Annotated in this window: 28 protein-coding genes and 1 tRNA gene; 20 read left to right on the forward strand and 9 right to left on the reverse strand. The window is 40.6% G+C overall.

Annotation, left to right across the window (positions count from 1 at the left end):
- Positions 1-118: 118 nt before the first annotated feature.
- Positions 119-679 carry an aminoacyl-tRNA hydrolase gene (gene pth / locus MV676_RS01475; RefSeq protein ID WP_022847265.1) on the reverse strand — a complete coding sequence of 187 codons (561 nt, stop codon included), beginning with the start codon at positions 677-679 and terminating at the stop codon, positions 119-121.
- A 2-nt stretch (positions 680-681) separates the two neighbouring features.
- Positions 682-1,278 (reverse strand): 50S ribosomal protein L25, encoded by a 597-nt coding sequence (locus MV676_RS01480; RefSeq protein WP_297444626.1) that lies wholly within the window; start codon positions 1,276-1,278, stop codon positions 682-684.
- A gap of 125 nt (positions 1,279-1,403) precedes the next feature.
- Here MV676_RS01480 and MV676_RS01485 point away from each other — a divergent pair, with 125 nt between their 5' ends.
- From MV676_RS01485 to MV676_RS01515, 7 genes are all read left to right on the forward strand, one after another.
- The gene (locus tag MV676_RS01485; protein ID WP_297444627.1) at positions 1,404-2,993 is read left to right on the forward strand and encodes a PEP/pyruvate-binding domain-containing protein; all 1,590 of its coding nucleotides are present in this window, start codon (positions 1,404-1,406) and stop codon (positions 2,991-2,993) included.
- Between the two features lie 94 nt (positions 2,994-3,087).
- Entirely contained in the window at positions 3,088-3,249 is a 162-nt protein-coding gene (gene rpmH, locus MV676_RS01490) for a 50S ribosomal protein L34 (protein ID WP_022847262.1), read from the forward strand.
- Positions 3,234-3,596: a ribonuclease P protein component gene (rnpA, locus tag MV676_RS01495; protein WP_297444630.1), complete on the forward strand. Its 363-nt coding sequence runs from the start codon at positions 3,234-3,236 to the stop codon at positions 3,594-3,596. Before rpmH ends, rnpA begins: the two co-directional genes overlap by 16 nt.
- Before the next feature lie 6 nt (positions 3,597-3,602).
- Positions 3,603-3,812, forward strand: coding sequence for a membrane protein insertion efficiency factor YidD (gene yidD / locus MV676_RS01500; RefSeq protein WP_081638834.1), 210 nt, complete (start codon positions 3,603-3,605; stop codon positions 3,810-3,812).
- Positions 3,813-3,835: 23 nt separating this feature from the next.
- Positions 3,836-5,323, forward strand: a complete 1,488-nt coding sequence (gene yidC / locus MV676_RS01505) for a membrane protein insertase YidC (RefSeq protein WP_297444633.1) — start codon at positions 3,836-3,838, stop codon at positions 5,321-5,323.
- A 3-nt stretch (positions 5,324-5,326) separates the two neighbouring features.
- Positions 5,327-6,601, forward strand: coding sequence for a hemolysin family protein (locus tag MV676_RS01510; protein ID WP_297444635.1), 1,275 nt, complete (start codon positions 5,327-5,329; stop codon positions 6,599-6,601).
- Complete coding sequence (locus tag MV676_RS01515; RefSeq protein WP_297444637.1) at positions 6,598-7,848, forward strand: hemolysin family protein; 1,251 nt, start codon at positions 6,598-6,600, stop codon at positions 7,846-7,848. Before MV676_RS01510 ends, MV676_RS01515 begins: the two co-directional genes overlap by 4 nt.
- Here MV676_RS01515 and MV676_RS01520 read toward each other — a convergent pair.
- Entirely contained in the window at positions 7,845-9,074 is a 1,230-nt protein-coding gene (locus MV676_RS01520) for a GGDEF domain-containing protein (protein ID WP_297444639.1), read from the reverse strand. The genes MV676_RS01515 and MV676_RS01520 overlap by 4 nt on opposite strands.
- Before the next feature lie 156 nt (positions 9,075-9,230).
- Between MV676_RS01520 and MV676_RS01525 the strand changes: the two genes are divergently transcribed.
- Positions 9,231-10,418: an FprA family A-type flavoprotein gene (locus tag MV676_RS01525; RefSeq protein ID WP_297444641.1), complete on the forward strand. Its 1,188-nt coding sequence runs from the start codon at positions 9,231-9,233 to the stop codon at positions 10,416-10,418.
- A gap of 34 nt (positions 10,419-10,452) precedes the next feature.
- On the opposite strand, the gene proB is transcribed toward MV676_RS01525, so the two are convergent.
- Positions 10,453-11,508, reverse strand: a complete 1,056-nt coding sequence (proB, locus tag MV676_RS01530; protein WP_297444643.1) for a glutamate 5-kinase — start codon at positions 11,506-11,508, stop codon at positions 10,453-10,455.
- 109 nt (positions 11,509-11,617) lie between these two features.
- Between proB and MV676_RS01535 the strand changes: the two genes are divergently transcribed.
- Positions 11,618-12,322 (forward strand): ABC transporter ATP-binding protein, encoded by a 705-nt coding sequence (locus MV676_RS01535; protein WP_022847254.1) that lies wholly within the window; start codon positions 11,618-11,620, stop codon positions 12,320-12,322.
- A 6-nt stretch (positions 12,323-12,328) separates the two neighbouring features.
- On the opposite strand, the gene MV676_RS01540 is transcribed toward MV676_RS01535, so the two are convergent.
- Positions 12,329-12,405: transfer RNA gene (locus tag MV676_RS01540), tRNA-Met, on the reverse strand.
- A gap of 348 nt (positions 12,406-12,753) precedes the next feature.
- On the opposite strand from MV676_RS01540, the gene fabD reads away from it, so the two are divergent.
- From fabD to MV676_RS01555, 3 genes are read left to right on the forward strand one after another with little or no spacing between them, the layout of a single operon-like run.
- A complete protein-coding gene (gene fabD / locus MV676_RS01545) occupies positions 12,754-13,680 on the forward strand; it encodes an ACP S-malonyltransferase (RefSeq protein ID WP_297444646.1) in 927 nt (308 codons plus the stop codon).
- Positions 13,681-13,683: 3 nt separating this feature from the next.
- Positions 13,684-14,268: a nicotinamidase gene (locus tag MV676_RS01550; RefSeq protein WP_297444648.1), complete on the forward strand. Its 585-nt coding sequence runs from the start codon at positions 13,684-13,686 to the stop codon at positions 14,266-14,268.
- The gene (locus MV676_RS01555; protein ID WP_297444650.1) at positions 14,261-14,605 is read left to right on the forward strand and encodes an Hpt domain-containing protein; all 345 of its coding nucleotides are present in this window, start codon (positions 14,261-14,263) and stop codon (positions 14,603-14,605) included. The genes MV676_RS01550 and MV676_RS01555 overlap by 8 nt, the downstream gene beginning before the upstream one ends.
- Here MV676_RS01555 and MV676_RS01560 read toward each other — a convergent pair.
- Genes MV676_RS01560 through purS form a run of 4 tightly spaced genes read right to left on the reverse strand, consistent with a single transcriptional unit; the run spans position 14,598 to position 17,155 of the window.
- On the reverse strand, positions 14,598-15,713 hold the full coding sequence (locus MV676_RS01560) for an HD domain-containing phosphohydrolase (protein ID WP_297444652.1): 1,116 nt from the start codon (positions 15,711-15,713) through the stop codon (positions 14,598-14,600). The genes MV676_RS01555 and MV676_RS01560 overlap by 8 nt on opposite strands.
- On the reverse strand, positions 15,682-16,188 hold the full coding sequence (locus MV676_RS01565; RefSeq protein ID WP_022847249.1) for a cytidine/deoxycytidylate deaminase family protein: 507 nt from the start codon (positions 16,186-16,188) through the stop codon (positions 15,682-15,684). Before MV676_RS01565 ends, MV676_RS01560 begins: the two co-directional genes overlap by 32 nt.
- A gap of 4 nt (positions 16,189-16,192) precedes the next feature.
- Entirely contained in the window at positions 16,193-16,888 is a 696-nt protein-coding gene (purQ, locus tag MV676_RS01570; RefSeq protein WP_297444653.1) for a phosphoribosylformylglycinamidine synthase subunit PurQ, read from the reverse strand.
- A gap of 12 nt (positions 16,889-16,900) precedes the next feature.
- Complete coding sequence (gene purS / locus MV676_RS01575) at positions 16,901-17,155, reverse strand: phosphoribosylformylglycinamidine synthase subunit PurS (protein WP_022847247.1); 255 nt, start codon at positions 17,153-17,155, stop codon at positions 16,901-16,903.
- 90 nt (positions 17,156-17,245) lie between these two features.
- Here purS and MV676_RS01580 point away from each other — a divergent pair, with 90 nt between their 5' ends.
- The 8 genes from MV676_RS01580 to MV676_RS01615 all read left to right on the forward strand — a co-directional run bounded on the left by MV676_RS01580 (position 17,246) and on the right by MV676_RS01615 (position 24,044).
- A complete protein-coding gene (locus tag MV676_RS01580; RefSeq protein WP_297444656.1) occupies positions 17,246-17,749 on the forward strand; it encodes a CPBP family glutamic-type intramembrane protease in 504 nt (167 codons plus the stop codon).
- A gap of 3 nt (positions 17,750-17,752) precedes the next feature.
- Positions 17,753-18,214 (forward strand): signal peptidase II, encoded by a 462-nt coding sequence (gene lspA, locus MV676_RS01585; RefSeq protein ID WP_297444658.1) that lies wholly within the window; start codon positions 17,753-17,755, stop codon positions 18,212-18,214.
- A gap of 62 nt (positions 18,215-18,276) precedes the next feature.
- Complete coding sequence (gene mdh, locus MV676_RS01590) at positions 18,277-19,218, forward strand: malate dehydrogenase (protein WP_297444659.1); 942 nt, start codon at positions 18,277-18,279, stop codon at positions 19,216-19,218.
- Positions 19,219-19,229: 11 nt separating this feature from the next.
- Positions 19,230-20,075, forward strand: a complete 846-nt coding sequence (locus MV676_RS01595; RefSeq protein WP_297444661.1) for a fumarate hydratase — start codon at positions 19,230-19,232, stop codon at positions 20,073-20,075.
- Positions 20,076-20,193: 118 nt separating this feature from the next.
- On the forward strand, positions 20,194-21,384 hold the full coding sequence (locus tag MV676_RS01600) for a pyridoxal phosphate-dependent aminotransferase (protein WP_022847242.1): 1,191 nt from the start codon (positions 20,194-20,196) through the stop codon (positions 21,382-21,384).
- A complete protein-coding gene (locus MV676_RS01605; RefSeq protein ID WP_297444664.1) occupies positions 21,384-21,893 on the forward strand; it encodes a PH domain-containing protein in 510 nt (169 codons plus the stop codon). The genes MV676_RS01600 and MV676_RS01605 overlap by 1 nt, the downstream gene beginning before the upstream one ends.
- Before the next feature lie 2 nt (positions 21,894-21,895).
- Positions 21,896-22,648 (forward strand): methyltransferase, encoded by a 753-nt coding sequence (locus MV676_RS01610; protein WP_297444666.1) that lies wholly within the window; start codon positions 21,896-21,898, stop codon positions 22,646-22,648.
- The gene (locus tag MV676_RS01615; protein ID WP_297444668.1) at positions 22,635-24,044 is read left to right on the forward strand and encodes a ComEC/Rec2 family competence protein; all 1,410 of its coding nucleotides are present in this window, start codon (positions 22,635-22,637) and stop codon (positions 24,042-24,044) included. Before MV676_RS01610 ends, MV676_RS01615 begins: the two co-directional genes overlap by 14 nt.
- The last annotated feature ends 14 nt before the right edge of the window (positions 24,045-24,058 follow it).

Genomic DNA, 24,058 nt, shown 5'->3' on the forward strand with positions numbered 1-24,058 from the left:
CTCAACGGCGTTGTTTACCTTCTCTATGGCTTTTTCTATCTCTTCATCTGAAAGAGTTGGTCTGAGTATGTAAACTGTTTCATAGTAGTATTCTCTCATTCTTTACCTCCTTTGTAGGTTAGAAGCTCGCACTTTTAGCTTCTGCGGGTTTCCCTTCAATAATTTCTGCTATCCAGTCTGCCGCTTTCTCAACTGCCTGTTCAGTCACAGGTAGTTGCTCTTCAGTAAATGGCTGCAGTACATAGTTTACAACTTCTTCTTTTCTTGCCGGTCTTCCGATACCTATCTTTAGCCTTGGAAAGTTATCAGTTCCAAGGTGCTTTTCTATTGACATTAAACCTCTATGCCCGCCGTGCTTTCCCTTAAGTCTCATTCTAACTTTTCCGACAGGCATATCTAAGTCGTCGGAAACGACTAATATCTCTTCCGGCTTGAGCTTGTAAAACTTAGCGGCCTCAATTACGCTTTCGCCGCTCCTGTTCATAAACGTTAACGGCTTTAGGAGCGTTACCTTCCCGTGTGTGCCGGGAATTTCCGCGACGATACCTTTAAATTTTTCTCTCGAAAATTCTTCGTTGAACCTTTCTGCAACCCGGTCGAGCACCCACCATCCTATGTTGTGCCTTGTTAATGCGTACTCTTTCCCGGGATTTCCAAGCCCAACGATGAGTCTAATCATCGTTATTCTGCTGCCTCTTCAGTTTCTTCTTCACCCTCTTCCGGTGTTACCTCTTCTGTTTCAGAAACAACAACAACTGCCGTTTCCAGGTCTTCAAGAATCTTTACACCTTCAGGGACAGGTATATCGCTGATGTGGAGGGCATCGCCTGCGTGCAGGTTAGAGATATCTATAACCAGTTTTTCTGGAATGTTTCTTGGAAGTGTTTCAATTTCAACTTCTCTGAAGAAGATTTCGAGGACTCCATTTTCTTCTTTAACGCCAATAGGTGTTCCTACAAATTCAAGTTCTACTGTCGTTACGATTGTTTCGCCGAACGTTACTTCATGGAAGTCCACATGGATTGGTACATCGCCGAGGTAGTTGTACTGAATCTCTTTGAGAATGCAGATCCTTTCGTCACCCTCGATGTTGATGTTGATAAGACCTGAGTGGTGTTTAAGTTTTTTCAGGTCGCTCGCTTTTATTGCGATTGGTGTTGCTTCCGGTCTCCCTCCGCCGTAGATAATTGCTGGAAGGAGGCCTTCCCTGCGTAACTTCCTTGCTACCCCTTTGCCTGTCTTTTCTCTGCGGGTAGCCTCCAACTTTACTGTCTCCATTCTTACCTCCTGAAAAAATTTTTGCGGGAAAGCACGCAATATTTACATTCAAATTGGCAATTTGTCAAGGGGTAAAAGCTGTTGTTGATTGTATGGTATATTCTTTATTAAAGCTGGAGAAAAATATGGAAGGAATACGGAGTCTAAATACAAATGTAAAAACGCCTGCCGGTGATTTTCATGTCCAGACAGAGTTTTATCATACGTCTCAGAGAATAATAACCCTTCTATTTTATGCCGGGCAAGCCGTTATAAGAATAGAAGATTTACCCAATTTAGAGTCTGCGGACTTAGATGACGAAATAAAAAGGGTTCACGAGTCTATAGTCAGACGTCTTTCTCTCATAAGGGTTCCGGTTTCTATGGAGAGGGTTGAAGAGCTTTTAACTTTAAGGACAGGTTTAAAAAACGTGGCCTTTATAGAAGAGATAGTTTCTATTAAAAGGGCTGATGAGATTTTTGATTTTGGGATTCTTGTTGCAAGTGGAGCACCGGTACCTGCCGGAATTGTGGTTTTTCCCGGGGCTTCTGAGGAAGAGATAGAGAGAGGTTTTTACCTTTTAAAGGAAAAGTCAGGGGCTGAAAGGTTTATTGCTAAAACGGGGAAAAAAGAGGGGAGGGTGACTTTTTTCAACATCGGATCTTTAGGAAAGCTGAAAAGAGCCGTTTTGCAGATTATTGAAGAGATGGAGGATACGGCGATTGTTTCTGAAATGATAGATGCAAGGAGTTCGGGATTCCTGTACTCTTCTGATCCTCTTACCGGTGATAACACGGTGATAATTGAATCAAGCTGGGGTATATGTGGATATATAAAGGGTAACAAGCTCAACCTTGATAAATATAGGGTTGACAGGGAAACCTTTGAATTCTGGAGGATAAAGAAAGAGATTGTCAGAAAGTACACAGAGCTTTCTATAGATTCTGAAACCGGAAATATTACAGAGGCAGAAATATCCGATGATAGAGCTTTGATGGCAAGTCTCTCCGATGAGGAGGTGTTGACACTTGCCAAATTTGCCCTTTCCGTAGAGAAAAATTTTAGTAGAGCTATAAGGCTCGATTTTGTTATTTCGAGAGGGGGCGATTCCTATTTTACAGATGTTTGTGCTGTTGGAATCAAAGAAAAAAAAGAGCTGCTGAGAAAGATATCTGTTCTTGAAGAAGTTCCCTTTTATCCTACTGGTGTTAAGGTTTTTGCGGAAGCAACAGATGTTGACGTTGCCAGAACCTTAAGTTTCCTCCCTTGTGACGGGATATTCTTCAATATCGGTGGCGTTAACAGAGAGATTTTTGAGAAAGTTTTGCTTGAGACAGCGGAAACGGCCTTTCCAAAGCCGGTTATAGTAAATGTAGAGGAAGAAGCAGTGCTGAAAACAGTTAAAGAGGCAAGGAATAAAGGTTTTACAAATGTGTGGACTGCTTCTTCTCCCAGCGTTAAGATTCCGCCCGATGTTCCATCTTTTTGCAAGGAAGAGACACCATTTGTAACCGGTAGTGTTTTTAAAGGTAACTATGGAAAACTTTTTGTCAGTGGGGATACACTGCTTTCTCCAAACCTTTCCCTTATAAGAGAGCTTATTCGTTCCGGTTTTGATTTTATAGCGGTTCATCCTGATGAGATAGCGTATATAAAGAAGGTAGTGGCTTCTGAAGAAAAGAGACTGATGTTAAAGATGGCCCGTCGGTTTCTAAAGTTGGAGGAGCGTATTTGACTTTTTGACAAAACGAAAAGGTTGCATATAATTTCCTTCTACAAAATCTTAAATTCCGATAGGTTTGTCTATTTAGAGTTTTAGGAGGTGCAAATTGTCAACAAAGAGGACTTATCAGCCGAGTAGAATACACGGAAAGAGAGTTCACGGTTTTAGAGCTCGAATGAAGAGTAAGACTGGAAGAGAGATTCTCAGAAGAAGAAGGAAGAAGGGCCGTAAGAAGCTTACGGTAAGTGACGAGTGGAGAAGAAGATAACTTTTACCTTTTCCAGCGAGGAGAGGATAAGAAAGAGTTGTGATTTTAAATATGTTTTTGAATCTGGGAAGAGCCTGGGTGGTTCCACCATGGCTCTTTATTTTATTTTGAAGGAAAGTGGAAAGCCAAGGGCTGGTTTTATAGCTTCAAAACGTTTTTCAAAAAGAGCGGTTGATAGGAACAGAGCGAAGCGTTTAATGAGGGAAGTTTTCAGGCTTAACAAACACAGACTCCTTCCCTGTGATATAGTTTTTATAGCAAAAAAAGGTATGAATGGTGCTTCTTACCGTGAAGTAGAGGAAGATTTTTTAAAACTTGCTTCGAAAGCCGGCATTTTAAAGGATTGATGAATAATGGTTAAGAGAGTGCTAATAGAAATTATAAAAGGTTATAAAAGGTTTATTTCGCCCGTTTTACCTAAAAGCTGTCGTTATTATCCAACATGTTCTGATTATGCTATTCTTGCGATAGAAAAGTATGGAATTTTTAAAGGTGTTTTGAAGGCCCTTTGGCGCATTTTGAGATGCAATCCTTTTTCGTCGGGCGGTGTTGATTATCCATAAAATTTGAGGAATGGAGAGAGAGTATGAGTCAAGAGCAGAATAAGAAGTTGCTTGTAATCATGCAGGCAGTTGCTATAACTTTCTTGGTTTTTGCCCTTTTTACAAGATTTACTAAGGGTAAGCAGCAGATTAAAAAGGCCAGCACGACAGCTTCAACGGTTAAAGAGAATGTTTATAGATTTCCCGTTAAAGGACTTGAAAAGACCGGAGCTTTTATTAGAGTTGATACACCCCTTTACACGGCTAAAATCTCAAAAGTTAATGGCGCAGTTGTGAGCTTTTACGTTAAAAAGTACAAGGCGGAACTTGTTTCTGATGCGGCGGAGAGATTAAAGCTCTTTCCTCTTACGACCGTTTCAAGCAATGAGACGGTTAATAGGTGGCTTCTTTCGGAACCTCTTGAAGCTTCTGCCTCTTCTATTTCCCTTTCTAAATCACCTGAGAAACTTGTCCTTAAGGGAGCTTTACCCGACGGAAGGGTCTTCGTTAAAGAATTTACCTTTCATCCCGATAACTACGTAATTGATGTTAAAGAGAGCTTAAAAGGCACAAAGCTTTCGGTAATAATCGGACCTGACATAAAGATTAACGAGGCTCACACATCACGTATGGGACATATAGGTCCTGTAGTTGAGCTTTCAAACGGAAAGGTGGAGAGGATAGACGTTAAAAAGATTACATCTGCATCTTTTAACTCTGTAAAATGGGCGGGAGAAGAAGATAAATACTTCTTATGTGCTGTTAGGGATTCGGCCTTTTCCGTTGACATTGTTGCCTCAAAGGGCAAGTCCATCGTAAATAGCCACGTGGCTTCCTTTAAGGCGTTTTTTGGACCCAAGGAGCTTTCTCAACTTGAAAAACTTGGTATGGATAAGGCTATCGATTTTGGTATTTTCGGTTTTCTTGCCAAACCGCTCCTTAAATTCTTTCTCTTCCTTCATCAATTTATTCCAAATTACGGCCTTGTAATTATTGTTTTAACTCTGATTATAAAAATTATAATGCATCCTCTTACTCATAAAAGCTTTGAATCAATGAAAAAAATGCAGGTTCTTGCTCCAAAAATGGAGGAGCTGAAGAAGAAGTATGCAAAGGATCCTAAAAAACTCAATGAAGAGATGATGAAACTATATAAAGAAGAGGGCGTTAACCCCATGGGCGGCTGTCTGCCCATGATTCTTCAGATTCCCATTTTCTTTGCTCTTTACGAAATATTTCTTAATGCCGTTGAGCTGAAAGGTGCAAGTTTTCTGTGGATTAAAGATCTTTCAACACCGGATCCTACGTTTGTTCTGCCTATACTTATGGGTCTTTCAATGATTCTTCAGCAGAAGTTAACGCCAAGTGCCAATCCTGAGCAGCAGAAAATATTTTATGTTATGGCGATAGTTTTTACGTTCATGTTTGCAAAATTTCCGGCAGGACTTGTCCTCTACTGGATGACAAACAACCTGATTACCGCCGCCCAAAACTTTATAATAAATAAGATGATTCATCACGGAGAGTCGTAAAAGATGGATCCGGGCGGTGGTAGTAGCGTAATAGCTGAAGGATTGATTTTAGCAGTTCTTCTGCTGTTTTCGGCTCTCTTTTCCGCTTCTGAAACGGCATTCTTTTCTCTGAACCGTTTGAGGGTTGAGAGGCTTGCTCTTGCGGGAGATAAAGCAGCTAAAGAGATATACGACTTTCTTCAGAATCCTGCGGAACTCATAGCCACGATCCTCATAGGAAACGAGATGGTAAATATTGCCATCTCTTCAACGGCTGCCCTCCTTTTTATAGACCTCTTTGGTGAGAAGGGTTCTATCTATGCCGTTCCATCTACAGTTGTTGCTCTTTTGCTTTTTGGCGAGGTTACGCCTAAAACTTTTGCTGTTAAATACAGTGAAAAGTACGCGTTTTTTGTTGTAAAGTTTATTAAATTTGTCAGTTTCATACTTACGCCTGTAAGAATTCTGCTTATAAGTTTTGTTTCCTTAATTTTAAAGCCTTTTGGTATTGAACTTTTCAGTGAACAGAAAGTTATTTCTGACGAAGAGTTTATGATATTAGTTGAAGAGGGTGCGAAAGAAGGAGTTATTGCTAAAGAGGAAAAGGATTTGATTGACAGAACTCTTGACCTTGATGAGAGTGATGTCAAAGAGATAATGATTCCAAAACATGAAGTTTTCGCTCTCCCTGCCGGTATGAAGGTAAAAGACGCTTTAAAAAGGATAAAAGAAAGGCGGTTTTCCCGTATTCCCGTTTACGGTAAAGACTTTGACGATATAAAAGGGATCCTCTATACAAGGAGGATAATTCCTCTTCAGTTGAAGGAGGAAGACTTTGAAAAGCCCATCGTTGAGTTTACTGACAAGCCATTTTTTGTCCCTGAGTTTAAAGAAATTGATGACCTTCTTGAAGAGATGCAGAGGAAGAAGAAGCACCTTGCTATAGTTGTTGACGAGTACGGGAACACGGCTGGCATTGTGACGCTTGACGACATTCTCTCTTCTCTTATCGGTGAAATTCCAGATGAGCGGCAGACTGAAGAGAAGGATTTTGAAAAGATAGGGAATAAGAAATACAGAGTTAATCCAAGTGTCAGTATAGAGGATTTTAAAGAGTTTTTCGGTATAGATGAAATGACGGAAGAGGAAAAAGAGGTTGATACTGTAGGGGGTCTTGTTATGAGACTCCTTGATAGGATTCCCAGAGAAAGAGATTGCGTAGAGTGGAGTGGTTTGAAGCTCAAGGTTGAGAGGATGGAGGGCAACAGGATTAAATCTCTTATCGTGGAGCGGATGTGAACAGTTTTTACGTGGTTGCCATACTGATCTGTGTTGCCTTTGAAGCTTTCTTTTCGGGAAGTGAGATAGCTATCATATCTGTCAGTCGCGTTGAGCTTAAAAAGCGCCTGAAAAGAGGTGACAGGACCGCAATGCTTTTAAATCAGCTCTTGAAAGAGCCCGAAAAGATTCTTGCAACGACTTTGGTCGGGACGAACATTTCAACAGTTTCAGCCGCTACACTATTTACAGCGCTTGTAGTAAATAACGTCTCTTCTGTTTATCCTTTCGTTAGAAATTATCCTGAACTTTTTACCGTTGTAACGCTTACGCCTTTAACAATCACTTTTGGTGAGCTTATACCTAAAAGTCTATTTCAGAAGTATTCGGATAAGATTGCGTTTAAAATAGTTTATCCCCTTTACTTTTTCCATCGATTGTTCAGACCGTTGACGTTACTTATCACCTTTGTTGCTGCGTTCCTTACCAGCCTTTTTGGTGAAGAGACGAAGAAGAATCCTTTTGTTACTAAAGAGGAACTTGAACTTCTTGTTGAGAGTGCCTCCCGCTCAGCTTTTGAAAAGACGGAGAGGAAGATACTTAAAAATGTTTTGAGGCTTAAAGAGAAGACGTTAGGCGACATATATGTGCCTCTTGTAAATGTGGTTGCCGTTAACATGAATTCAAGGGTAAAAGAGGCTTTGAGACTTTTTAATAAGACCGGATTCTCAAAGCTTCCCGTATATAGGGAGCGGTTTGACGATATAGTCGGTTACATTCTGATTACAGATCTGCTTGATGCCGCTGATAAGTTTGTCTCTGTCAAAAACTTTTTGAGGCCCATTCTTGTTCTTCCCGAATACATGAGCCTCATTGATGCTTTAAAAGAGTTGAGAAGGGCAAAGACTCAGATGGCCGTCGTGGTTGATGAGTTCGGTTCAACGCTCGGGATAGTTACGATAGAGGACATACTTGAGGAAATAGTCGGAAGAATAGATGATGAGTTTGGTGGTGAGCATTCGCTGGTTAAAAGGCTTTCTGACGGTTCTCTCCTTGCAGATGGTTCTGTAGAGATAAGTGAAATAAACAGATATCTTAAAACTTCTCTGCCTTCGAAGGCGGACTACGTAACACTTGCAGGCTTCGTTCTTAAAACTCTTGGAAGATTTCCGAAGGAGGGTGAAAAGGTGAATTATCACAACCTTACGATAGAGGTTGTTGACGTTGATAAAAGAAGGATAAAAAAGCTAAAGCTGAAGGAAAGTTAGTTCTTGGTTGCATTATCACTGCCGTTTTTCCTGCACTTTTTGCATTTATACATGTTTTTATCCGCTCTTAAAATGGCTTCTTCGGGGTCTTCGTAAGCTTTTAAGATTTCGTAACCTATCGATACGCTTAAGTTGAAAGGCAGACCAAAGATAGATGCAGACCTTGCTACATTTTCTTCTATCCTTTCTATGATCTCTTTTACCTCTTTTTCTGTTATTCCAGGGAGAACTATTATGAATTCGTCACCGCCCATCCTGACGACTACATCGTTCCTTCTGACGGCCGATTTTACTGCTCTCGCTACGGCGTAAATGGCTTTGTCGCCCATTTCGTGACCGTAGCTGTCATTGATTTTTTTAAGGTCGTCCATGTCAACTAAAATAAAGGCGACAGGGGCAAGGCGCAGCTCTTTTATCTTTTTGATTTCTTCTTCAAGTACGTACCTGTTGTAGACGCCCGTTAAACTGTCGTGGTAAGCTTTCCACCTTATAGATTCTGATAGTGTTACTTTAAGTATTTCCCTGCAGGTTTTTTTGGCAAGTTCAACAAGTTTTAGTATCAATTCTTTTTCTGTATCGCCGTCGAACTTTTCCGGAGATGGGCTGAAGTTCCCGGCTATTAAATATTCTATTGCATCCATAAGGTCATTGGTGTAGGGACATTCGGGGGTTTTTTTCTTTAAGGCCATCCTTATATTGAGGACTTCTATGAATTTTTCAAGTGATTTCATTATACATTCGTTGTTTTTAATTTCTCTGAAGAATATGTTTCTATTGCTGGTCATCAGATAGCGCTTATTTATAAACTCTTCTTCGGCAAGTTTTAAAAGCTTTCCTTCTGGAATGTTAGCCTTTCTTGCTATCTCTATTAATTTTCTCCGTCTCCTCCGGGAAAAGCTTGCCACCCCTATAGCACCTGTTCCTATACCTTTAAATTTTCCTTCAATGTATAGCGGGATGGTATATACCAGCTTTCCTATGGGACATTTTGTTATGAAGGGTTTGTCTGTTCCTTTTGCTCTCTTGAAATTTTCTTCAAGAAATTCGGAGCACATTTTTGTGTCTTGCCTTCTTAAAATGTTGCACAGTGAGGAGATTCTCGCTGCGTATCGAATCTTTCTTTTTTCGTCTGTGATAATGCAGGAGCCCCCGAGAGGAAGGACAAACTTTTCTAACAGATACCCTATTTCTTTGTAGCTTACAGAGTTTTTCTTCTCCTTTTCCATCTGTTCCTTTGAGTAGGTTTAGTCTATTTTAGTAAATTCACATTTTAGCAATATTTCCTTATGTTTTCAATTCCCATAGAATATAGTTGTTTTTCTGTGAATTTATCATAAGTTGAAAGAATGTTGATAATCATTAGCATTTATCAGGAGGATTTGATGGCTGCAAAAGAGATAAAGAAAGGTATTCACTGGGTAGGTGCAGTTGACTGGGACAGGGTTCTTTTTGATGAAATCGTGGCTCTTCCCGAAGGGACAAGCTACAATGCCTATCTTGTCTTAGGAGGTGAGAAGGTTGTACTTATTGATACAGTGGAGCCTTACAAGAGAACTGAGCTTTTTGAAAACCTGCAGGAGCTTGGAATCGAAAAAATTGATTATATTGTTTCTAATCATGCTGAACAGGACCATTCCGGTGCTATACCATATGTTCTTGAAAGATTTCCGGAGGCTAAAGTTGTTACAAATGCTAAGTGTAAAGCAATGCTTCAGGACTTGCTTTTCCTTTCCGATGATGTTTTTAAAATTGTATCTGACAGAGAAACTTTGAATCTTGGCGGTAAGACGCTTCAGTTTTTCCTGGCTCCGTGGGTTCACTGGCCGGAAACAATGTTTACCTATGCTGTTGAAGATAAAGTGCTTTTTTCATGCGATTTCCTTGGTTCTCACATTGCAACGAGTGAGCTTTTTGACACTACTGACGAAAGCAGAGCAAAAGTTTATCTGGAAACAAAGAGGTATTATGCAGAAATAATGATGCCTTTCCGGAACTTTATAAAGAAACATCTTTTATTAATAGAGGAACTTTCTCCTGAAATAATAGCGCCGAGCCACGGCGTTGTCATAAAAGAGACAGAATTTATTTTGAACGCTTACAGGGAGTGGGTTTCTGATAATGTTAAACCGCTGGTTTTAATTCCGTTTGTTTCTATGCATGGGAGCACGCGGACGATGGTTGAATTTTTAACCAGAGAACTTTCAAGGAGAAACATTGAAGTTCGTCCGTATAACTTAATAACTGCTGATTTGAGCAACATTGCTATGGAACTGGTTGATGCCGCGGCCGTGGTTTTTGCATCTCCGGCAGTTCTTGCAGGTGCTCATCCTTCCGTTATCGGATTTGCTTACCTTATGAATGGTTTAAGACCCAAGACGAGGTTTCTCTCCATTATAGGCTCTTACGGATGGAGCGGGACTGTGGTTGAAAAACACCTGAAGGCGGTTTTATCTTCCATTAAGGCAGAATGGATAGAGCCTGTAATGATTAAGGGATTTCCCGGAAGGGATGACTTTGAAAGACTGGAAACTCTGGCTGAAATTCTTTCTGAAAAGCTAAAAACCGCATGAAGCGCCTGCTTTATGCGGCCGTTTAAATGGGCAACTATAAGAAAACCATGTCGTCTCTATGAATGCACTCCTTGTCGAAGGAGTAAAGTTCTCTGCTGCTGCACCTGACGATACCTTTGAAAAGGGTCTTCCCGTTTACGTCTAAAACTTCAACAACATCGCCTTTTTCAAACGTTCCTTCTATTATTTTTACACCTTTAGGTAGAAGGCTTTTCCCTTTGTTAATTACGGCTTCGGCAGCCCCTCTGTCTATTATCAATTTCCCCTTTGGTTTCTCAAGGTAGAGAATTCTGTACGCTTTTGCTTTAAGTTCCTTTTTAGGTAGGAAGAGCGTACCTCTTTTTTCTCCTTTCAGGATTCTTACCGTTATTTTCTCTTCCCTTCCGTTGGCTATGATGACAGGTATCCCTTTTCTTGCTGCTTTGAAGGCGGCTTCAACTTTCGTCCACATGCCGCCCGTTCCGAAAGAGCTCTTTCCGGAAAAGTCGCAGGTAAGCTGAAGTTCACTTATGTCATTTACAATATCTATCTTTTTTGCATCAGGAAAGGTGTTTGGATCCCTGTCAAATATGCCGTCTGTTGTTGTTAACATTATCAGGAGGTCTGCTTCAACGACGACAGATACGTGGGCGGCAAGGTTATCGTTGTCTCCGATTTTTATCTCTTTAACGGAAACGGTATCGTTTTCGTTTACTACTGGTATGACGTTAAGTTTAGACAGGGCGTGGAACGTATCTTTTGCGTGGGTAAACCGCCTTTTTGAGCGCAGGTCTTCCGCCGTCAGTAGAACCTGCGCTATGTTGTATCCGTGCTTTTTAAAGGCTTCTGTGTATGCTGCCATCAGGTACGGCTGTCCAACTGCTGAAAGTGCCTGCTTTTCCTGGAGAGACTTGGGCTTCCTTGAAAGGTTTAAAACTTTTATTCCGGCAAGGACGGCACCAGAGCTTACCAGGATAACCTCGTTCCCCTCTTTTTTAAGAATGGAGAGCTCTTCTGCTATTTTCGCAATGAAGTTCCTGTTAAGTCCGTTTTGTTCTGCTAACAGTTGACTTCCAACCTTTACAACAACTCTTTTAACCTGACGGAGCATCAAAGTACCTCTTAAAATTTGTGGCGCTTAAAGAATATCATTTTTCTTTCCGATTGCTCAAACGGAAAACTTTTTATAAACTTGTTCTGTAGTGTGAACGGAGGTTCAGATGGATACGCTTCTTCGTGTTGAAAACCTGTCAGTTACCTTTGAAAATAGGGGAATATTCAGCTCGGAAGTTTTTCACGCCGTTAAAGGCGTGTCGTTTTCGCTGAGAAGGGGAGAAGTTTTAGGTATAGTTGGTCAGAGTGGTTCAGGTAAAACGACTGTTGGAAGGGCAATTTTGGGGCTTGTTCCTTATGAAGGAGAGATAGAGTTTAGCGGAAAGACCATGTCATGCATGTTTCAGGATCCTCTTGCTTCTCTACATCCTTATCTCTCTGTCAGGAGGCAACTTCTTGACATTCTACCTGACGAAGAAAAGATAAGAGAACTTTTTGTTAGTTTTAACCTTAACTATGATAGGCTTTCGGTTAAAAAACCTTCTGAGCTCTCAGGTGGTCAGAGACAGAGAGTCATTATCATAAGGTCGCTCCTGGTTTCACCTGATCTGATAATTGCAGATGAACCAATTTCAATGCTTGATGTTACGCTTAAAATGTGGGTTTTAAAAACGCTTAGAGAGCTAAAGGAGAATTTTGGACTCTCTATGCTCTTTATTACTCATGATCTTTTAACGACAAAGTATATCTGTGATCGAATTATGGTTATGAAAGACGGTGAAATTGTTGAAGAAGGAACACTTGAAGAGATTTTTGAAAATCCAGGGAAAGATTACACGAAAGAACTTTTAGATGCTATTCCAAGATTGTGAAAAAATTGGTTGCGGGGGAGGGATTTGAACCCTCGACCTTCGGGTTATGAGCCCGACGAGCTACCAGACTGCTCTACCCCGCGTCAGTGCAGTGTATAATATAGACATCTGGTTCCGGGTGTCAAGTGGGTGTACAAGTTCAATACATGGCGGGCACTCTTATATTTTCCAGTATAACCCTAAAACTTCTCAGCGAGAGCCGTATTGAGGTTCATAGAATTGATCCGGATAATTGTTCTAAGTCTGTTTGAGGTTGCCTCTATCTGTGAGAGGCTTTTACCGGATTAATGTTTTTTTCTTTCTGAATCTTTAACAGTACACTTTTGTTTTGCTGAGTTATAAATCCACACTTCTTCTCTTTTGTATTTAAAGCAGGCAGATAAATGATAAACTTTATTTATAAACACTTATGGACTTGCAGGAGGTTATTTATGGGAGTTGCCTTCATATTTCCTGGACAGGGTTCTCAGTATGCAGGTATGGGAAAAGAGCTTTACGATGCGTTTCCTGAGGCACGTGAAGTTTTTGAGATGGCGTCTGAGGGTGCCAAGATTGATATGGCAAAGCTTTGTTTTGAGTCTTCTGAAAGCGAATTGACACTTACATATAACGCCCAGCCGGCGATTCTAACTGTTAGTATGGCTGTGCTTGCAGTTTTAAGGAAGAACGGATTTTCAGTTGAACCTGAACTTGTGGCCGGACACTCTTTAGGCGAATTTTCTGCTTGTTGTGCAGCTGGTGGTTTTTCTGTTACAGATGGTGCTTATCTTGTTAGAAAGAGAGGTGAGTTTATGCAGGAGGCTGTACCAGAAGGTGTAGGTGGCATGACCGCTGTTATTGGTCTTCCTGCAGAGAAGATAGAGGAAATTTTAAAGACGGTAACTTCAGGATTTGTACAGGTGGCAAACTTCAACAGTCCCGAGCAAACAGTTATTTCCGGTGAGATAGAAGCGCTAAAAGAGGCAGAGTCTAAGCTTGAAGAGGCGGGTGCTAAAAGAATAGTGAGGCTTGCCGTTTCTGCTCCTTTCCACTCTGAACTTATGAAACCTGCTGCTGAGAAACTTGCAGAAGAGATGGAGAAAGTGGCGTTCAATACGCTTACCGTCCCGCTCCTTAACAATGCTGATGTAAAGGAGTTAAAGGAACCTGAAGAGTTGAAGGATTCTTTCTATAGACAGATGTTTTCCCCTGTCAGATGGGTTGAGGATGTTAGATATATGGAAAGTAAAGGTATAGATTTATGTTATGAGATAGGTCCGAAAAATGTTTTGAAAGGTTTGATGAGGCGAATAACGAGGAACATAAAGGTTGTTAATGTTGAGAAGCCGAAGGATATTGAAAAGCTTCTTGAAGGGTAGAAGATGAAGGTGAAGTTGACAGGAAGGGATGCTTTAATCGTTGTTGATGTTCAGAAGGACTTTTGTCCTGGCGGTGCTCTGCCGGTTCCCGATGGTGATAAGGTAGTTGAGCCTTTAAACATCTATATAAAGCTGTTTTCAGGAGCCGGTTTGCCTGTCTTTGCGACGAGGGACTGGCATCCTGAAAATCACATATCTTTCAAGAAAAATGGCGGTATTTGGCCTGTTCACTGTCTTCAAAACGGTAAAGGTGCTGAGTTTCACGATGATCTTATGCTTCCGCCGGATGCTTTCATAATAAACAAGGGAGACAGGCCGGAGCTTGAGGCCTATTCCGGTTTTCAGGGAACAATACTTGATTCCCTTTTGAAAGAGAGGGGAGTAAGGAGGATTTTTGTAGGAGGTCTTGCAACAGATTACTGTGTTAAGCATACTGTCCTTGGTGGATTGAACCTTGGTTATCATGTTTTCCTCCTCTCTGATGCTGTTAGAGCAGTTAATGTTAATCCTCATGATGGTGATAGAGCGGTTGAGTTAATGCTTGAAAAAGGTGCGGTTAGTATCGTTGCGGGGGATATAGATGTATAGTTATGATCTTTCTAAACTTGATGAAAATAGAATAAGAAAGGCTACTCTTGATTACCTTTTAGGAATGGAGTTTGATAAAGATACATCTGAGGTGATAGCAAACACCGGTGTTGAGAATTTGAGGGAGAATATTGAAGAGCTGATAAATACTTTAAATGGTGGCGACTTGCAGAAAGCTGCCGACGTCGCCCACACGATTAAAGGCATACTCTGGAATATGGGACTTCAGGAGGAAGGCAGCCTTTTTAAAAAGGTTCAGCTTGCCATTCTTGATGGTGCATCTGAAGATATTGTAAAAGATTTGCTTAGTAAAGCCTTAGATGCAATTTCTAAGTAGCTATCGGAGGTGGCTTGAAGTCTATGTAGTCGTTAAAGAGGGAGTGGGAGGCTTTACCATCGGGAGTTAAGCGCTCTTTTATTTTAAGGATTTCATCTTTTACTGAAAGGAAGACCTTGACAATTTGTGGGTCAAATTTTTTACCTGCATTTTCCTTTATGAATTTGAAAACGGACTGAATATTCCATCCTTTTTTGTATGGTCTTGCTTCACCGAGGGCGTCAAACACGTCAGCAACAGAAACGATCCTTGCTTCAACAGGAATTGCCTTCCCTTTCAGTCCGTATGGATATCCACTTCCATCCCAGTTTTCATGATGGTAAAGGGCAATTCTTGCTGCCATTTCGAGAACTTTAACTTTACTGTTTGCAAGGAGTCTGTAACCGTATATCGTGTGTTTTTTCATTATTTCCATTTCTTCCGGTGTTAGTTTACCCTTTTTCTTTAAAATGCAGTCAGGTATGGCAATTTTTCCTATATCGTGGAGAGGAGCAGCAAGGTAGATATCCTCGCAGAAGGCATCACTATAGCCAAGGTTTTTTGCTATTAACTGTGAGTACAGAGCAACTCTTTCAATGTGGTGTCCGGTCATTTCATCTCTAAATTCTGCTGCCATTGAGAGTCTCAGGATAATTTCCCGGTCTCTCATTTTTATCTCTTTTAGTGAGCGGTCAATTTCATATTTCAACAGCTGGGCTTTATTTTTAAGGAGACACTCTTTGAGGCGCAGTCTTAAAAGATTTCTGACCTTTGGAATGAATTCCAATTTATCCAGAGGTTTTGTCAGAAAATCGGTAGCCCCGAGAGCAAGGGCCTTTCTCTTTATGTTTCTTGCATGTTCTGCCGTAACCATAATAAATATTACAGATTCTTTATCCGGAAGTTGCCTTACCTCTTGAAGAAGTTCTATCCCGTTCATCTCAGGCATTACGTAATCGGATATGATCATATCCACGTTGTTTTCTTCTATGAAGTCAAGAGCATCCTCGGCATTGCGAAACGACTTTGTTTCTATAGGAATTGGAAAGTCAATTTTTTTTATCATCTCTTCCATAAAAAGGAGGAAAAATGGCTGGTCATCTATCAGTACTATTGTCATTGTTTTCATCTGGATTTTCCTCTACCTTCACCTTAAAGAACTTCTTTATCCGGACAACTTCAAGACCTGCTTCCCGGGCTATCTCTCCTGCGAGCCAATCCGGATAACCTTCAACGTATATGATTTTTTTGATACCTGCATTTATTAACATCTTTGTGCACAGGCTGCATGGACAGTGGGTGCAGTAAAGAACGGCACCTTTGGTTGAGACGCCGTGGAGAGCAGCCTGTATTATTGCGTTCTGTTCAGCGTGTAATCCTCTGCACAGCTCGTGCCTTTCACCGCTTGGTACGTTTAACTTTTCTCTAAGGCATCCCACCTCATCAGGATGCTGCAGTCCTGACGGTGCACCGTTGTAACCGGTTGCAATTATTCTTTTGTCCTTGACAAGCACGGCACCAACTTTCCTCCTCAAACACGTGGAACGGCTGGAGACCATGTAAGCTATGGATAAAAAGTAGTCGTCCCATGAAGGCCGTTTCATCGTCTCACGCTTTTAAAACAGTTTCAACTATGGATTTGAACATTCTAAATCCATCTGTGCTTCCAAGGACTTCTTCGGATGCCCTTTCGGGGTGAGGCATAAGACCGAACACGTTGCCTTTCTTGTTGCATATTCCCGCTATGTTGTTTAGGGAACCGTTTGGGTTAAACTCTTCGCTTACCACTCCTTCCGGCGAACAGTACCTTACCACCACCTGTCCGTTCTTTTCGATTTCCTTCAGGATTTCCGGCGTGCAGGTGTAGTTTCCCTCTGCGTGGGCGATTGGTATTCTTACGACTTCACCCTTTTTGTACAACGAAGTGAAGGGTGTTTCGTTGTTTTCTACTTTCAGGTAAACAAATTTACAGATAAAGGAGAGGCTTTTGTTGGGCATCATTGCTCCCGGAAGGAGTCCCATCTCAAGAAGTATCTGAAAGCCGTTACAGATGCCCATTACAAGGCCACCTTTTTCGGCAAAATCGCATATTGCTTCTGATATTGGAGAAAGTTTTGCCATTGCACCGGCTCTTAAGTAGTCGCCATAGGAGAACCCACCCGGGACTATTATGCAATCGATGTCGGAAAGATTCCTTTCTTCATGCCAGAGGTACTTTACCTCTTTGCCTAAAACTTTCTCTACAACCCATCCTATATCTTTGTCGCAGTTGCTTCCCGGGTAAACTGGTATGCCAAATTTCATCTTTAACCTCTGTTATTTTTCTGAGATTTCAAAAGTGTACTCTTCAATTACAGGGTTTACTAAAAATCTCTTTGCCATTTCTCTTATTTCCTGCTCCACTTCCTCTTTTGAGTTAGCTTCTATTTCCAGTGTGATGTATTTTCCAACGCGGACGTTTTTTACCTTTTCGAAACCGAGGCTGTGAGCTGCCTTCTCCACTGCAACACCTTGAGGGTCAAGGATGCCCTCTCTATAAGATATGAAAACCTTAACACTGTAATTTGCCATTTCTATCACCTCTGTTGCATAATTTTAGTGAAAATTTTATCACATGGAAGGTTTGTCGTGTTTTTGAAGCGGTGTGAAAGGTGTCAGTTTATGAAGCCTTACTTCGCCTTTTTTGTAGGGGAAGGATTGTCCGTTACGCTTTATCCGCCTTTAGAGCCTCTTGTTAACGTTATCTGTCTTGTTGCTGTTCCTGTTCTGATTTACAAGAAGCGGTTTGAAGAACTGGGATTTAAAAACTTTAAAAAGGGATTTGTTTATGGTCTCTCGTTCCTTATTTTTCTCCCATTTGCGAGCTGGATTTATCTTCCCGTAGCGGTTATTGATGCTTTTTCTCAGGAATTTTTCTTTAAAGGATTTTTCTACTCTGTCTTTGAAAATGAATATATCTTCTGGAGAGTGTCAAGGTTGAACCTTATTTCCAGTTTTCTTTATTTTCTTGTTTTTTTGTCAATTTCAAGGAACCTGTGTTCCGTTTCTTATTTTTTCATTTCTATTGTTTGTGGTATTCTTTACGAGGAAAGCGACTCAATCATTGCACCCTTTCTTTTTCATCTTGGATTTTTTCTCAGTAGATTTTCAGGTATATGGAGGTGATGTTTGATCCCTTTTTTGGTTGTTAGTGCAGTTTTTATTATTGATAGGATAACCAAAATATTCGCTATGAAATTTTTGAAAGGGAAGGTTGTTACTGTTATTCCTGGTTTTTTTAGCCTTGTATTTGCGGAGAACAAAGGTGCCGCTTTTAGTATTTTTTCATCGTCAACGGGTGCTGGCAGATTTTTGATGCTTATCGCTTTTCCGGCTGTTATTATAGTGGCTCTAATTTATCTTCTTTTGACAAAAAAAGAGTATCCTCTGTATTTAAAAATTTCTTTGTCTCTTATTCTTGGCGGTGCACTTGGTAATCTCTATGATAGAATTGTCTACGGAACGGTCGTGGATTTTCTTGACTTTCACGTGGGGAAGTATCACTGGCCTGCTTTTAATGTTGCCGATATTGCTGTCTTTATAGGAACGGTTATGTTGATTCTTAATGTGTCTGGGAAAGAAGAGGCTTAGTTCTGATGTGATAAAATAACTATCCCTTCCGTTTCATAAATTACACTTTCAGGAGGCGAAAATTGGAAAGAAAAAAAATAACAATAGTTGGAGCCGGAAACATAGGTGCTACTCTTGCACTTCTTCTTGCCAGGAGAGAAGTTGCCGATGTGTATCTTATTGACATCGATGAAGGAATTGCAAAAGGGAAAGCTCTTGATATTATGGAGGCTTCTCCGATTCTAGGCTTTAACTCAAGAGTTATAGGAACTGGAAATTACGAAGATACTGCAAATTCTGACCTTGTCGTAATAACGGCCGGTTTTCCAAGAAAGCCAGGTATGAGCAGGGATGACCTTCTTTTTAAAAACTTTCAGGTTGTTAAGAGTGTAACGGAACAGATTAAAAAGTACTCTCCGGAAGCGTTCATTATCGTTGTTACGAATCCTCTTGATGCTATGACATATACGGCACTCAAAGTATCAGGATTTCCGTCTCACAGAGTTATGGGAATGGCTGGAGCTCTTGACGCTGCCCGTTTTGCTTATTTCCTTTCGGAAAAGACAGGAATATCCGTTGAAAACATAAGGGCTTTTGTTATAGGAAGCCATGGTGACGACATGGTTCCTCTTAGAAGATATACAACGGTTAGCGGTATTCCTGTTAAGTATTTCCTTTCCGATGAAGAGCTTGACAAACTTGTTGACAGAACAAGGTTTGCCGGTGGTGAAATAGTTTCGCTGCTTAAAAGGGGAAGTGCTTTTTACGCGCCAGCTGCTTCCATCCTTGATATGGCAGTATCAATTCTCTGGAATAAGAGGAAGATTATTTCCTGCAGTGTCTATCTTGAAGGTGATGCAGGAGAGTATTACGGTGCTGAAGGTCTTTGTGTTGGCGTGCCTGTTGTTCTTGGTAAGAATGGTGTGGAGAAGGTTATAAAGCTGGAACTTTCTGACGAAGAATGGGCTCAATGGAGGAAATCTGTTGAGTCTGTTAAGAACCTTGTTGATAAACTTCCTCTTTAGGAGATGGAGAGATGAGAGAAATTCATGTTGATAGAATAAGGGAAGCGGTTAAGAATCTCTGTATGGATGTTAATTACTATCTTCCGAAGGATGTTCTTGCATCCTTTGACAGAGGGATAAAAGAAGAGAAATCATCTGTTGGAAGAAACGTTTTTGAAATTCTGAAGGAAAATGCTGCCATAGCTTCGGAGAAGAAAATTCCCTACTGTCAGGATACTGGATTTGCCGTTCTCTTTATTGAAATAGGACAGGATGTCAGGATTGTTGGTGGTGATATAAACGAGGCAATAAAAGAAGGTGTTGCCGAAGGTTATACGGAAGGTTACCTGAGGAAGTCCATCGTTACAGATCCGCTTTTTGACAGGAAAAACACGGGAGACAATACGCCACCAATTATTCACTACTCAATTGTTTCAGGTGATAAGTTGAAGATTAAGATGGCTGCTAAGGGTGGTGGAAGTGAAAATATGAGCCGTCTTGCGATGCTTAAACCGGCTGATGGTGTAGAAGGTGTTAAGAGGTTTGTCCTTGAAACAGTAAGTGAAGCTGGGCCCAATCCGTGCCCACCAATAATTGTTGGTGTCGGTATTGGTGGAACGTTTGAAAAAGTGGCCTATCTTGCAAAAAAATCTCTTATGAGACCGATAGGTGACAGAAATCCCGATCCAAGATATGCAGCGCTGGAAGAGGAACTCCTTGAAAAGATAAATAAGTTAGGAATAGGACCGGCCGGATTTGGTGGGACGGTTACAGCGCTTGATGTTAAAATAGAATGGTATCCATGTCACATAGCTTCTCTACCTGTTGCCGTTAATATTCAGTGTCACGCTTCAAGACATAAAGAGATAGAACTTTGACGATAAGCGGGGTGTTTCCCCGCCTTTCAATTTCCTTTTCTCCCCTGCCCTGTGGTTAATAAATATAAGTTATAATTTTCTTTAGGAATGTTCCAATTTAATTATCTGGAGGATAAGAATGGTAAAACTTTCACGACGTGTTGTTAATATGAGTCCTTCACCTACAATGGCAATTACTGCCAAGGCAAAGGAGATGAGAAGAAAAGGTATTGATGTTATTGGTTTTGGTGCAGGAGAGCCGGATTTTGAAACGCCGTCACATATAAAAGAGGCAGCAATAAAAGCCATGAATGAAGGTTTTACAAGATATACGCCTGCTGCTGGTATTCCTGAGTTGAGGGAGGCCGTTGCTGAAAAATTGAAATTGGATAACGGTATAGATTATTCCCCTTCACAAGTTGTTATAACCGACGGTGCAAAGTTTGCCCTTTTTTCACTTATGCTTTCTGTTATAGAGGAGGGAGATGAAGTCATTATTCCTGCACCTTACTGGGTAACCTATCCCGAACAGGTTAAGTTTGCTGGCGGAAAACCCGTTTTCGTTGAAACATCTGAAAAGAACGGTTTTGTCTTTACAGTTGAGCTTTTGGAAAAAGCTGTTACAGATAGAACGAAGCTTTTAATTCTCTGTTCTCCAAGTAATCCTACAGGTGCTGTTATTCCTGTTGAAGAGTTAGAGAAAATAGGAAAATTTTGTGCCGAAAGGGGAATACTAATCGCTTCTGACGAGTGTTATGAGAAACTTCTCTACGATGGAGAAAAGCACGTAAGCATTGCTTCTCTTTCACCTGAAATTAAAAACGTTACTGTTACGATAAACGCCCTTTCAAAGGCCTATTCAATGACAGGCTGGAGAGTAGGTTACGCTGCCGGTCCTGAGGAAATAATTTCTTCTATGATAAAGATAAATTCTCAGTCTATTTCAAATGTTAACGCAATAGCGCAGAAAGCTGGAGTCGCCGCTCTTAAGGGGCCTCAGGATTTCCTAAACGATTGGCTTAAAGCTTTTGATGAAAGAAGACGTTACATGGTTGAAAGGTTAAATTCAGTTCCCGGTGTTAGGTGCACAATGCCAAAAGGGGCTTTTTATGCCTTTCCAAATGTTAAGGAGGTAATTGAAAAAGGTGGCTTCAAGGATGATTTTGAATTTGCAGATTTCCTCCTTGAAAATGCAAAAATTGCAGCTGTTCCGGGTTCAGCATTTGGTTATCCCGGGTATATGAGGTTTTCTTACGCAACATCGATGGAGAACATTAAGAAAGGCCTTGAAAGATTTGAAGTTACCGTTAAGGCTATAATGGAGAAGTAATGAGAAGATTTAGAAGTTTACCCCTCTATATTGCTGCTTATGCTGTTTTGACATTATTATATGTGGTTTTCCTCGTATCTGTTGCTGTGAAATATGGTGTGAACATCAACTTTTTCGTTCTTGCGGTTCTGGTTGTTCCCGTTCTTTTAAGGTTGGTGGCACTTTTGAAGCGTGAAGTTGTTATTTCTGAGGAAGGGATAGAGATAAGGGATCTTTTTAAGAGCGGTTTCGTTAAGTGGAGCGACATTGAATCCGTTGGGTTCTCTTCCCGCCGTCGGACATTCCTGTTTATTGTTACCGGAAATAAGGATGGTTATTTAATTGATGATTCTGTAGAAAACTTTAAAAATCTTCTTGAAGAGGTAGGGAAGCGTGTTGATAAAGGTAAACTTCCTGAAAACTGGGAAGATATCGTTAGCGGTTATAAGCCATCTTACGGTGGCATAGTTCTTGTTACCCTTGCCATTCTTGTTATAGGTTATGTTGTTCTTAAATCTCTTTCGGGTTAGTTGTGATTGACATTTCCGGGTTAGACAGGACAACTTTTTTAAAAGAATCGCTTGTTATATATCAGAAGAGGAGAGGGTTTCGTTTTGGGACGGACACCTTTTTGCTTGCCGATTTTGTCCGTTGTCACCCCGGTGAACGTTTTATAGACCTTGGAACCGGCAGCGGCGTTATTCCTCTGCTTTTGCTTGAAAAGTACGAAGATATTACAGGTGCAGCAGTTGACGTTGTTAAAGAGTATGTGGAACTTACAAAACTGAACGCGGAAGTTAATGGTTTTACGAATAAACTTGATGTCTTCTGTCTTAATGTAAAGGATGTTAGGAGCTGTTTCCCCGCGGAAAGGTTTGATGTTGTTGTTACAAATCCTCCTTTTAAAGAAGTGAGGAGGGGATTGATAAATCCGGATAACTATAAAGCAATAGCAAGACATGAGATTGAGGGTACGTTAAAAGACTTTATAGAGGCAGCGGCTTACCTTTTAAAGTGGAAGGGGCGATTTTATCTGGTCTGTCCTGTTGAAAGATTTGTGGATACAATCTTTTTCTGCCGCAGTAAAAATCTTGAGCCTAAGAGAATAAGATTTATACAACCTTCACGGGAAGAAAAGGCCAATCTGTTTCTTTTGGAGGCAAGAAAGGGTGGTGGAAAGGGCATGGAAGTTCTCCCACCCCTTGTCATATATGAGGATAAGAAAAATAGAATCTATACTTCTGAAATGAAAAAGAAATACGAGGCGTTCTTTGAAAGTAAGTAGGCATACGCTTTTCGTTCTTTTCCTTTTTCTTCTGTCAGTAGCTATAAAATTGAAAGCGTTGTTTTTAGTTCCTTTCATAGGTGTTGTTTTTATTGTTTACACTTCAAAGTACGGTATTAAAGAGATCCTGATCACAGCCGTTTTCGTTTCACTGTTTGTTTATTTTCTCTCGCTCTTTTCATCCCCTTTCGTTCCGAAAGTTAAGTGGATTTTTGAAAGCGGAGAAAGAAAAGTTGCACTTTTAACGGATGGCAGGTATTTACCTGTTTTTGATTCTGTTTCTGTCGGTGATGTAGTTTCTGAAAAGGACGGAAGTGTTGTTGAAAAAGGAGGGCTTTCTTCTTTCTTTGAGAGGGCTCGATTTGCCCTGTCTCAGCGTGCTGAAACTTCCTTGGATTATCCCGTCTCTTCCCTTGTGGAGGCAGTTACTCTTGGCGTTAGATACAACCTTCCTGAGAGCATTAAAGCTTACATGGCACTGACGGGAATTTATCCGCTGCTTGCCATATCTGGTCTTCATGTTGCTGTCGTTTTTGGATTCATAGCGGTCTGGCTAAAGCTCTTCAGGATGTTTTCTCTTAAAAGAGCGATTTTTATTTTTACTCTTTTAATGCCTTTTACAGGATTTCCCGTTTCTGCTGTTAGGGCTTACCTTTTTATCCTTTTTGCCGTTTTTCTGAAAATCCACGGCAGGAGGGTTGACTACGTCTATATAACTGTCTTGACTGCCTTTTTGATGACTCTCTTTTTTTCCATTTCTGCAGGTTTTATACTTTCTTTCCTTGGTGCTTTGGGAATTTTTGCCGCCATGCAGTCAGATGGTTTTAAGAAGAAGATTTTTCTGGTGCTCTTTCCTTTTTTATTTACACTTCCTTATGTTGTTTTTAGATTTAAAACGGTAAATCTTCTTTCGCCAATTTCTGTGTTTGTTATAACACCTCTTTTCACGCTTTTTCTTCTGCTTTGTTTTCTTTCGGAAGTTACGCTATTTAAGATTAAGTTTTTAACCGCTTTGACGGAAAAGGCTGGAGAGATTTTGATAGTCTTTGTGAAATGGCTTTTTAAAGTTTTACATCCCGGCGTTATTCATGTTTCTGTACCCTTTACAATCATATTTATTGTTTCTTTTATCGTGTTTGTGATTTTGATTTTCGAACTTGATGTAAAGTATGTTTTCTTTGTTTTCTCAGCTTTTCTTGTTTTTCTCCTGTTTAATCAATTTTACCTTTACGGTGTTACTGAAAAGATTTCTGGAAAAGACTTAAACAGTTCTTACTTTCTATCTGGAGAGGGACAGAAGTTCAGGAATTCAACACTTGTAGCAGATTACATTTTTCCATATACAGAAACTATTCTTGGCTTAAATGGGGTAACTTTTAAACAAAGTGTAAAATAGCCTTTACAAAATTC

Source organism: Desulfurobacterium sp., from assembly GCF_027028515.1.
Classification (GTDB): domain Bacteria; phylum Aquificota; class Aquificia; order Desulfurobacteriales; family Desulfurobacteriaceae; genus Desulfurobacterium_A.